At 64.9% G+C, this 9,483-nt stretch carries 13 protein-coding genes; 8 read left to right on the forward strand and 5 right to left on the reverse strand.

What is annotated here, in order from left to right; all coding sequences use genetic code 11:
* The first annotated feature begins 257 nt into the window (after positions 1-257).
* On the forward strand, positions 258-662 hold the full coding sequence (locus VJ655_RS17210; protein ID WP_414646996.1) for a helix-turn-helix domain-containing protein: 405 nt from the start codon (positions 258-260) through the stop codon (positions 660-662).
* Positions 663-678: 16 nt separating this feature from the next.
* Here VJ655_RS17210 and VJ655_RS17215 read toward each other — a convergent pair whose 3' ends face one another.
* A complete protein-coding gene (locus VJ655_RS17215) occupies positions 679-897 on the reverse strand; it encodes a conjugal transfer protein TraD (RefSeq protein ID WP_324113199.1) in 219 nt (72 codons plus the stop codon).
* A gap of 76 nt (positions 898-973) precedes the next feature.
* Entirely contained in the window at positions 974-1,318 is a 345-nt protein-coding gene (locus tag VJ655_RS17220) for a conjugal transfer protein TraD (protein ID WP_324113201.1), read from the reverse strand.
* A 94-nt stretch (positions 1,319-1,412) separates the two neighbouring features.
* Here VJ655_RS17220 and traA point away from each other — a divergent pair, with 94 nt between their 5' ends.
* The 5 genes from traA to VJ655_RS17245 are packed head-to-tail and all read left to right on the forward strand — an operon-like array spanning position 1,413 to position 5,748.
* Positions 1,413-4,301, forward strand: a complete 2,889-nt coding sequence (gene traA, locus VJ655_RS17225; RefSeq protein WP_324113203.1) for a Ti-type conjugative transfer relaxase TraA — start codon at positions 1,413-1,415, stop codon at positions 4,299-4,301.
* 9 nt (positions 4,302-4,310) lie between these two features.
* Complete coding sequence (locus tag VJ655_RS17230; protein WP_324113205.1) at positions 4,311-5,012, forward strand: DUF6118 family protein; 702 nt, start codon at positions 4,311-4,313, stop codon at positions 5,010-5,012.
* Positions 5,013-5,064: 52 nt separating this feature from the next.
* Positions 5,065-5,334 (forward strand): type II toxin-antitoxin system RelE/ParE family toxin, encoded by a 270-nt coding sequence (locus VJ655_RS17235; RefSeq protein ID WP_324113207.1) that lies wholly within the window; start codon positions 5,065-5,067, stop codon positions 5,332-5,334.
* Positions 5,331-5,447, forward strand: coding sequence for a hypothetical protein (locus VJ655_RS21135; RefSeq protein ID WP_324113209.1), 117 nt, complete (start codon positions 5,331-5,333; stop codon positions 5,445-5,447). The genes VJ655_RS17235 and VJ655_RS21135 overlap by 4 nt, the downstream gene beginning before the upstream one ends.
* A complete protein-coding gene (locus tag VJ655_RS17245; RefSeq protein WP_252632425.1) occupies positions 5,428-5,748 on the forward strand; it encodes a helix-turn-helix domain-containing protein in 321 nt (106 codons plus the stop codon). Before VJ655_RS21135 ends, VJ655_RS17245 begins: the two co-directional genes overlap by 20 nt.
* 118 nt (positions 5,749-5,866) lie before the next feature.
* On the opposite strand, the gene VJ655_RS17250 is transcribed toward VJ655_RS17245, so the two are convergent.
* From VJ655_RS17250 to VJ655_RS17260, 3 genes are all read right to left on the reverse strand, one after another.
* Positions 5,867-6,955, reverse strand: a complete 1,089-nt coding sequence (locus tag VJ655_RS17250; RefSeq protein WP_324113211.1) for an erythromycin esterase family protein — start codon at positions 6,953-6,955, stop codon at positions 5,867-5,869.
* Positions 6,956-7,406: 451 nt separating this feature from the next.
* A complete protein-coding gene (locus VJ655_RS17255; protein ID WP_324113213.1) occupies positions 7,407-7,640 on the reverse strand; it encodes a helix-turn-helix transcriptional regulator in 234 nt (77 codons plus the stop codon).
* Between the two features lie 22 nt (positions 7,641-7,662).
* Positions 7,663-8,202, reverse strand: a complete 540-nt coding sequence (locus tag VJ655_RS17260; RefSeq protein WP_324113215.1) for a hypothetical protein — start codon at positions 8,200-8,202, stop codon at positions 7,663-7,665.
* A gap of 145 nt (positions 8,203-8,347) precedes the next feature.
* Between VJ655_RS17260 and VJ655_RS17265 the strand changes: the two genes are divergently transcribed.
* Positions 8,348-9,016, forward strand: coding sequence for an outer membrane beta-barrel protein (locus VJ655_RS17265; protein ID WP_324113217.1), 669 nt, complete (start codon positions 8,348-8,350; stop codon positions 9,014-9,016).
* Positions 9,017-9,190: 174 nt separating this feature from the next.
* Entirely contained in the window at positions 9,191-9,457 is a 267-nt protein-coding gene (locus tag VJ655_RS17270; protein WP_324113219.1) for a hypothetical protein, read from the forward strand.
* Positions 9,458-9,483 lie beyond the last annotated feature (26 nt).

A 9,483-nucleotide genomic window follows, 5' to 3' on the forward strand; every position in this document is an offset into this window, starting at 1 on the left:
GATCTCGGCGAAGGTCAGTTCGAGTTCTTCTTGACGCTGGCGACGCAGATGACCCGACAGGGGATCGTACTTGGACATTCCCCAGCATCGCCGATTGATCCGGACACGTCGAATCCACACGCGACTAGCGCGAGTGGAGAACGACCTTGAAAAGCCACGCTTCGGGGCGTTTCTGCGCCGCAAGCACTTTCCGGATCGGCGGCGTTGCCGGTGATCCGACCATGGAGACTTTCGTGACCGATACGCCTGAAGCCCGCATGCCTAACCTCGTTGATATCCACGTCGGAGGCCGCGTGCGCATGCGCCGCAAGATGCTGGGCGTCAGCCAGGAAACGCTCGCCGATGCGCTAGGGCTCACCTTCCAGCAGATCCAGAAGTACGAGCGCGGCGCCAACCGCGTCAGCGCCAGCAAGCTCTACGAGATCGCCAAAACGCTCCAGGTCCCAGTGTCGTTCTTCTTCGACGGCCTCGCCGACCCGATGACCAACGAGGTCGATGAGGTTGGCGCCGCTGCCGAGCGTGTCGTCACCGAGTTCCTCAACACACCCGAAGGCCTGGAACTGGCCGAGATGTTCCCGAAGATCGGCCGAGGTCGCGTCCGTCGGCAGGTCCTCGATCTCGTCCGCGCCATGGCTGACGACGAAGGCGCCGACAAGGCCTGACGATCGCTCAGCGGATCTACGACGCGGAGCGAGCCTCAGCCTCGAACGCCCGCTTTCCGCCGCGCCACCAGAGCGCGAGGGTGTGCTCGGCGTCGTCGGCCTTCAACATGGCTGCCAGGAACGTGAAGGCCCCGTAGAGCGCGGCGCGATCATCGCCAGTCAGTTCGACGAGGCCGGACTTCTGAACCAGGCCGCCCAGCTCGATCAGGTGGCGGGTGCGCTCGCGCCGCTTCACCACCCACGCCCGCGTATCGTGCCTGGACTGCTGGGCTTCCAGGCGATAGCGCGCCGCTTTCGCTCGGCGCTCGGCGTCATTGCTCGCCGCCAGCGCGGGGCGCAGGGGCGCTCGGGCCGCCGCGAAAGAACCCTGCGCCGCGCTTCCTCCAGGCTTCCTTTCGGGCGGCGTTTGCAGCGTCGGCGAGATCCAGAAGGCCACCGGCCAGGGTATCGATGTCGAGGACGTCGGCGCCAGTGGCGATCACCAGCTCGCCAAGCTGCCTGACCTTGCGATCCTTCAGTGTCTTGGCCTTGTCTTCGAGGATCTTCAGTTCGGCGTCGAAGTCTCGTGGTTTGCGCATCCCAAGTCTCCGGTTTTCGATGATGCGCTGATCGTAAAGCAGACGGTCCGGGAATGCTGTAAGGTCGCCGGAACACACTGGGACGGCCTCGTCCCTCCCGAGAATCTTTCTTGGGAGGGCGCGCTTATACGTCGTGCCGACGTGCGCTCAGAGTAGTACGTGGTCTGTCGCCATGGCGATCTACCACTTCTCCGTCAAAGTCATCAGCCGCGCCACCGGGGCCAGCGCCGTGGCCTCGGCCGCCTATCGCTCGGCCTCGCGGCTCCACGACGAGCGGCTGGATCGCGATCATGACTTCACCAACAAGAGCGGCGTCGTCCATTCCGAGGTCATGCTGCCGGATGGCGCGCCCGAGCAGCTCTCCGACCGGGCCACGCTGTGGAACACCGTCGAGGCCGGCGAGAAGCGCAAGGACGCCCAGCTTTCCCGCGAGGTCGAGTTCGCCATTCCCCGGGAGATGGATCAAGCGCAGGGCGTCGCGTTGGCCCGCGACTTCGTCCAGCGCGAGATGGTCGATCGCGGCATGGTCGCCGATCTCAATGTGCATTGGGACATCGGAGCCGATGGCCTAGCCAAGCCGCACGCCCACGTCATGCTGACTATGCGTGAAGTGGTTGGGCGCGAAGCCGGCGAAGAGGGCTTCGGCGCCAAGGTCCGTGACTGGAACCGCACCGAACTGGTCCAGCATTGGCGCGAGGCCTGGGCCGACCACGTCAACGAGCGGCTGGCGCTGCTCGATATCGACGCGCGGATCGATAATCGCAGTCTCGAAGATCAAGGCATCGATCTTGAGCCACAGCACAAGATCGGCCCGGCCGCCGGACGTATGGCCGGCGAAGGCGTCGAAACCGAGCGGCTCGAAGACCATCACCGCATCGCCCGTGATAACGGCGAGAAGATCATCGCCGATCCGCGCATCGCCCTGGACGCCATCACTCACCAGCAGGCGACGTTCACCCGCTACGACCTGGCGAATTTCATCCACCGACATTCGGACGGTAAGGATCAGTTCGACCGGGCCATGAGCGCGGTGCAGGCCTCGCCCGAAATGGTCGCCCTTGGCCAAGACGGATGCGGCCAGGATCGCTTCACCAGCCGCGAGATGATCGCGGTCGAGGACCGCCTGCACCGCGCTTCGGCCGTGATGGCCGAGCGTCGGGCGCACCGAGTCAGCGAACTGGATCAGCGCTGCGCCTTGGCGCGGGCCGAGCAACGCGGCTTGGTCTTGTCGGGTGAGCAGAAGGCGGCGTTCGAGCATGTCACCGCAACCCGCGATCTGGGCGTGGTGGTCGGCTATGCGGGTACCGGCAAGTCAGCGCTGTTGGGCGTGGCGCGGGAGGCCTGGGAGGACGCCGGCTATCGCGTCCAGGGCCTGGCGCTGTCGGGCATCGCCGCCGAAAACTTGGAGGGCGGATCGGGCATCGCGTCTCGCACCATCGCCAGTCTGGAGCATCAATGGGCGCAGGGCCGCGAGCTGCTGGACGCGCGCGACGTGCTGGTCATCGACGAGGCCGGCATGATCGGCTCGCGGCAGATGGAGCGGCTGCTGTCAGCCGCCGAAAAGGCCGGGACCAAGGTGGTGTTGGTTGGCGATCCCGAGCAGCTTCAGGCGATCGAGGCCGGCGCGGCGTTCCGGTCGATCGCCGAGCGTCATTCCCATGTCGAGATCACCCAGGTTCGGCGGCAGCATGAGGATTGGCAGCGTGAGGCCACCCGCCATCTGGCCACCGGCCGGACCGGCGAGGCGCTGGCGTCCTACGAGGCGCGCGGGATGGTCCATGCCGCCGAGACTCGTGATCAGGCGCGCGAGGATCTGGTCGAGCGGTGGGGTCGCGACCGCATCGCCGAGCCGGGCAAGAGCCGGATCATCCTCACCCACACCAATGACGAAGTTCGCGATCTCAACCTGACGGCGCGGGATCGGCTGCGCCAGGCCGGCGCCTTGGGTGACGACGTGACGGTGAAGGCCGAACGTGGCGAGCGTTCGTTTGCGACCGGCGATCGGCTGATGTTCCTGAAGAACGATCGCGGGCTGGGCGTGAAGAATGGCATGCTCGGCGAGATCGAGCAGGTCTCGCCCACCCAGATGACCGTTCGGCTCGACGCCGGGCGTCCCGACGCGGGGCGCTCGGTCACCTTCGACCTCAAGGACTACGCCCAGGTCGATCACGGCTATGCGGCCACCATCCATAAGAGCCAGGGCGTCACCGTTGATCGCACCCATGTGCTGGCGACGCCGGGCCTGGATCGCCACGGCGCCTATGTTGCCCTGTCGCGCCACCGCGACAGCGTTCAGGTCCACTACGGCCGTGACGAGTTCGAGGATCTCGGCAAGTTGACCCGCGTGCTGTCGCGCGAGCGGGCCAAGGACATGGCCAGTGACTTCGCCGAGCGGCGCGACATTCACGTGCCGGCGTCGATGCGGCCCAAGGAGCCGCTACGGCGCGAGCGCGGCATGTTCGCTGGGTTCCGGCCAGCCAGTCTGGCGCGTCAGCCGGCGGCGCCAGCGCGCGATGCCGACCAGCTTGCCCAGCGCCAGGCGATCGAGCGCCACGCCCGCGCCGCGGCCGACGTCATGCGCATGAACGACCGCGGCTTGCCGGTGCTCGCCCATCAGCGGCGGGCGCTGGAGCAGACGCGCGAGGCCGTGGGAAGGATCGGCCCGCACGCGGCCAAGGATCTGGAGCGGGCCTATGTCCGCGATCCGGCCTTGGTCGGCGAGACCGCTTCGGGCCGCACGCAACGAGCGATCCGCGTCCTTCAGCTTGAGGCCGAGGTTCGCGCCGATCCGCGTCTGCGCGCCGATCGCTTCGTCGAGCGCTGGCAGGGTCTGGAGCGGCAGCGCTCAGCCCTGCATCGCGCGGGCGACATGACCGGCGCCGGCCAGGTCAAGGACCGTATGGGCGCTATGGCCAAAAGCCTGGAGCGCGACCCGCAGGTGGAGTCGCTGCTGCGCCCTCGTCGGCTGGAGCTTGGGCTTCCCGCCGAGATGAGCCGCAGCGTGGGGCAGAGCCTTTCTGACTACCTCGGCATCGGTCGTGGCCGAGGACTTGGCTTGTAGGAGGATGGGATGGATCAGGACATCGGATCAGAAGCGCCGGTAGATCCGGCGGCGGTGGCGTTCGAGGCCTTGCGGCGGGAGGTGGCCTTGTTGAACGTCGCTCTGGCAGGGCTAGCCGCCGAACGAGCATCGACGCCGGACTATAGCGAGACCCTGGGGGAGATCGCTCAAGGCGTGAGGGTCGCAGTTGGGCGGATAGGAAAGCTGGCGACGAGTCCGGCCTTGGCGGCTACGCCCGCTGAGATCGCGCAGCAGATCACGGCGGCCGGTGATGAGGCCCGGCGGCAGGACCGCGCGACCTTGCATCAGGCCCAGGAGATGCTTCAGCGGGCGGCCGGCGATCTGCGTGGCTGGGTCGATACGGCGCGGTTGGCCAGCGTGCAGAACTGGCGGTTGTTGCAGGCGGCGGCGGTCGGTGTGATCGGAGGAGCAGTTCTTGGCGCGAGCTTTCCGATCATCGTTGTACAGGCGGCCCCAGAGCAGTGGGCTTGGTCCGAGAGAAGGGCGGCGCGCGTGCTTCACCGCGATATGTGGTCGACCGGCGAGCGACTGCTGGCTGTTGCTGACCCGCAGCGTTGGCAGGAGATGCAAGTCGCGCGGCGGATCGTTGAACAAAACCGCGATGTGCTGGCTCGGTGTGTAACCGCAGCTCAGAAAGCCAAGGGCGGAAAGCGCTGCCTGATCAGCGTGGACGCCCTGAGCGCGTCATGATGCGCGTGTTCTCGCCATTGAATAGGATAGCACTAAGTGCTACATATTTCTCATGACCGAGGCCAAGGAAGTCGCGCGGGTCTTCAAGACGGCTTGGTTCACCAAGGCGGCCAAGAAAGCGCTGATCAAGGACAGCGAGCTTTGCGCGGCGGTTGCGGCGGCCATGGCAGGCCAGGCCGATGATCTGGGTGGCGGGGTGTTCAAGAAGCGCCTCGACAAGAACCGCAGCCGCAGCATCATCCTGGCCAAGGGCCGAAAGTACTGGGTGTATCCTATCTGTTCGCGAAGAAGGACAGGGCGAATATCGACGACGACGAATTGAAGGCCTTCCGCAAGCTGGCCGACCTCTACGCCGAGAAGACCGACGTGGAGATCGACAAGGAGCTAGAAGCCAAGGTGATTGTGGAGATCTGTCGTGACCAAGCGCAAGTTTAAGAGCGACGCCTTCGAGGCGATCCATGACAACGTCGCTGGGATGTACCGGGCCGGCACGATCGACAAGGCCACGATGCGCGACTTCGACGCGACGTGCCTTACCGTGCCGCCGATGATCGAGCCCGCGCAGATCAAGCAGCTCCGGGAGAGCAACCATGTCAGCCAGCCGGTCTTCGCCCGCTATCTCAATACCAGCGAAAGCACCGTGGAGAAGTGGGAGGCCGGCGCCAAGAAGCCCAGCGGCGTGGCGCTCAAACTGCTGGCGATCGTGCAAAAGCACGGCTTGCAGATCCTAGCCTGAGAGGTTTTGGACCTAAAGTATGGTCCCATACGGTGTCAACCGTAGCTGCTACTGGCGCTGTGCTAGTTCCTTTCGAACCGGATTGTTGAACCGAACGCATCCTCAGGGGAGCGCCACTTCAAAGGAAGGCCATGGCGTCGAACGCATTCGACGGCGTGAGGAGCACTACGCTGTCTGCGTCGGTGGTGAGGGATTGCTCCCGATCAAGGCTGTCTGCGTGGGGTCTGCGGAGATCGACTAAGGTGTTCGCAAGGCCCGCTGCTTCGGCCCAAGCTCCCAGACTTCCCGGCCCCGTCAGAGGGCTCGTTCCAACGAGACAGGCTTCGGCACCATACATCGCCCGCAAATGACGACCGAGGCTTGAAGGCGGGCGATCCAGCGCCGCCCAGCGCCCGCCCCGCAGGCTGGCGTTCGCCACGTGCATGTTGTGCGCATGGATCAGCGTTCGCCCACGCGGGCTCTCGCGGCGTTCGATCCAGGACACGATCTGCGCCATGGCGGCGTTTCGGGTCGCCATCGGTCGCCACGCTCCGGCGGGTATGCTCGGTTCGGGTGCCGGTTCCTCGACGAAGACCTGCGCCGCCCAGCGCCCGGTGACGGCGGCCTGACGCGCCTCGTCGAAGTCGTGGCGATCGTGTGAGGACCTCGGGGGGCGACCGGTGGCGAACGTCCTCTCCAGGCGAACGGCCTGCGCCAGTAGCGCTCGCCGTTCTTCGATCGCGAACGGCGCGCCCGACGCCGGCGCCTTGGCCAGGAAGGGTTCCAGCCGAGCGCCCAGGTCGCCGGCTGCGGGGTGCCCCGCGACCTTCAGATACCGAAGCGCTAGATCGAAAGGCGCACGCAACGGCGCGCATCCGGTCGGCCCCGCCAAGCTGAGGTCCAGGCCGTAGAAAGCGACACGGTTCTCAGGCTCCACCCCCGCATTATGCGCCGATAGCCAGGCCAAGAGGTCCTGGTTCGGCTTCAACGCCCCGAAACCCCAGGTCATTCCGGCATTAATCGTCGCAGAAATGTCCTCAGTCGCCCTTCCCATGACCAGCGCGTTCAGCGCGAGGGCTTCGGCGAAGCCGGTCTCCAGCGCGATCGCGGATACGCGGCCGCGTTCGATCAGTTTACGAATCCATCCATTCCGGAGCGCCAGCAAACTGGGATCGCCGTGGGCATGTTCGCCTATGGCGATCAGCCGCGCCGCTCCAGCGACGGCCACGATGTCCCCTACGTCGCCAGACTCGGTCGCGCCAGGTTCCGCTGCGACCCGTGCGCCCCCGACGGCTGCAACTCCCAGTCCTAGCACGCCGGTGAGTAGTTCTCTGCGAACCAGATGCATTCCGCGCTCCGCTTGAAAAAGGCGAGGGAACGGCCGCTCCCCACCCGTCCCTAGTTCAATCACCTGACACGCCCAGGGCCCTGACCGCGGCTTCCTCCCCTGAAGGCTTTCGGAAGCCAGCCCTCAACGCCCGCCGCAGACCCTGTGCGCGGGCCGGCATCCGAAGCCCTCAAAAGAAACGGACATCGGCAGCACTCTAGAAACGAGACATTCCGTTCGGTAGCGAGCGCCGCGCCCCTTTATCGCGCGGCATTGAAGAGCCGCGGAAACTCGTCGCAATCTTTCCCAAATGCGCTCGAAGCTCAGGCTCAATACGGGCGGCCTCGATCGCCTACACGGATCGATCCCCGTTCCGTCCTGGCTGCCGGTCAAAATACAAGATGTCGCCAGGCTGGCAGTCAAGATAGTCGCATATTTTAATGAGTGTCTCGAAGCGGATACCTTTGACCCGCCCCTGCTTTAAGAGCGAGAGATTGGCGTACGTTATACCAATATGTTCGGCAAGATCCTTACCTTTTACTTTTCGTCGCGCCATCATGACATCGAGGGTGACGACGATCTGCATCGTCGGAGCCAAACCTGTTGAATTAGACAAAGGCGTCGTTCTCCGCCGCCAGCTGCGCGCCGAGCCCAAGAACGTGGCCGAAGATCCAAGTCACCATGGAGATCAAAAGGAGCGTCAGGCTTCCCGTGCCGATGGACATGGCCGCTTCAACGTCGCTGCCGCCGCGCCAACTCACAACCATTGAGATGAGCGGTGCGACCACGGCGCCGACAAGGACTGAAGCCGCGCTCGCGGCCGCGAAATCCTTCAGTCCGGCGATGGCGCGGTAGGAAAAGAGCTCTCCCCGCGCAAAGCATTGGAACGACCCGCGCAAACGCATCAATCCCAGACCCAAAACGACCGCCGGCGTAACGCCAAGCACCACGCAAATAGTTCGCCGTTCGATGGAGAGATTGACGTGTCGCAAATCCAGATCGACCTGGATCGCGTGGGGCGTGGATAGCGCCCACTTCCATAGGGTCGCGATGACAAACAGTGCCGCCAAGCCCACGCAGGCGTTCGCGGCCCAGCCGCTCCACCGCGCCACCGGGCGCAACAAGGTCGGGTTCTCGGTGACTGACACGAAGAGCGCTCCTGGAAAACCGAAACAAGTTTCTGTCCCACGGAAAACTCTACGTGGAAAGCGTCGTCGAGGGGGTGTGGCGAAAATCATTACATAATAGCAATTATTTTCTGTTTTACAGAAATTTATTTTCACCAAATAGTCCATGGCGAGCGGGGCGATCGGGATCGCCGCCCAGGTGGGACCGCTCGTATGTTGCGAGGTGCAGATGAAGACCCTTTTTCTTGGCGCGGTGATCGCGCTTTTGCTCGGCGTCCAGGGCGCTGCGGCGCAAGACGATAAGGCGTTGACCGGCTTCAAGGTCGGCGCGGGCTTTGATTTCAGAGCGATCCAAGCCAAGCGATCGGTGTCCGGCTGGCCAAGCAGGGTGGACGAACGGCAAGGCGGAGCGGGCTATCGGGCCCATGTCGGCTATGACGTGGCGCTCGGCGATGGGCTGCTGCTCGGCGTCGAGGGCGGCGTCGGCGGTGGGGGCAAGACCCTCGCGACGCGCACCGCGGCCGGCGAGTATAGCCTGAAGCCCGGCTTCTCCTACGATGCCTCGGCGCGAGTTGGGATCATGCCGAGCACGAGCGTCCTTCTGTACGGTCGAGCAGGCTACCAGTGGCTGAAAACCACCGAAAAGATCAGCTTCGCCGGGGGCGGGCTCGCGCCATTGAAACACAAGGAGACCCAGAGCGGCATCCTCTACGGCTTCGGCGCCGAGTACGCGGCGACCAATGCGCTCTCGCTGCGCGCCGAGATCGACCAGGCCAGCTTCGGCCATGGCGTGAAGGCCGCTCAGGTTCAGCTTGGCGGAGCTCTGCGCTTCTAGCGCCCAGGCGATGGCGCGGCGCGCCATCGCCCCCGTCTTTTTTGGAAAGGTTGGACATCCATGCGAAAAGCTTACCCAAGATTGCTCCTAGCGCTGCTCTCGGCGAGTACGCTCCTGACGGGCTGCGCCGCGGACATCATGAGGGGCATGGTCGGACAGGGTGTCGAAACGGCCATGGCGCGATACGGTCCCCCCGACACGCAGTTCGATCTGCCCGATGGGCGACGCGCCTTCCAATGGATGGATGTCACCACCACGACCTCGTCCGGCCATGCGACGGAAAAGACCTCGCACGGTCGAGGCGGTCCGAAGACCCATGTGGACTTCACGCCCGCTTCAACCACCTACAATCGCTGCTTCTACACGATGTATGCGCGGTACGACGCGGGGCGGCGCGGGTGGGTTTTCGAGAGCTTCGAGCCGCCCGCCCTGGGCTGCTGAGCGCTTCGGAGCGCTCATTTCTCTTC

Source organism: Caulobacter sp., assembly GCF_035254145.1.
GTDB lineage: Bacteria > Pseudomonadota > Alphaproteobacteria > Caulobacterales > Caulobacteraceae > Caulobacter.

What these genes read in the sequence shown, in the direction of transcription:
- VJ655_RS17255 (WP_324113213.1), bottom strand. Translation starts at nt 7,640, where the DNA reads ATGCAGATCGTCGTCACCCTCGATGTCATGATGGCGCGACGAAAAGTA.
- VJ655_RS17265 (WP_324113217.1), top strand. Translation starts at nt 8,348, where the DNA reads ATGGCGAGCGGGGCGATCGGGATCGCCGCCCAGGTGGGACCGCTCGTA.
- VJ655_RS17270 (WP_324113219.1), top strand. Translation starts at nt 9,191, where the DNA reads ATGGCGCGATACGGTCCCCCCGACACGCAGTTCGATCTGCCCGATGGG.
- VJ655_RS17235 (WP_324113207.1), top strand. Translation starts at nt 5,065, where the DNA reads ATGACCGAGGCCAAGGAAGTCGCGCGGGTCTTCAAGACGGCTTGGTTC.
- VJ655_RS17210 (WP_414646996.1), top strand. Translation starts at nt 258, where the DNA reads ATGCCTAACCTCGTTGATATCCACGTCGGAGGCCGCGTGCGCATGCGC.
- traA (WP_324113203.1), top strand. Translation starts at nt 1,413, where the DNA reads ATGGCGATCTACCACTTCTCCGTCAAAGTCATCAGCCGCGCCACCGGG.
- VJ655_RS17230 (WP_324113205.1), top strand. Translation starts at nt 4,311, where the DNA reads ATGGATCAGGACATCGGATCAGAAGCGCCGGTAGATCCGGCGGCGGTG.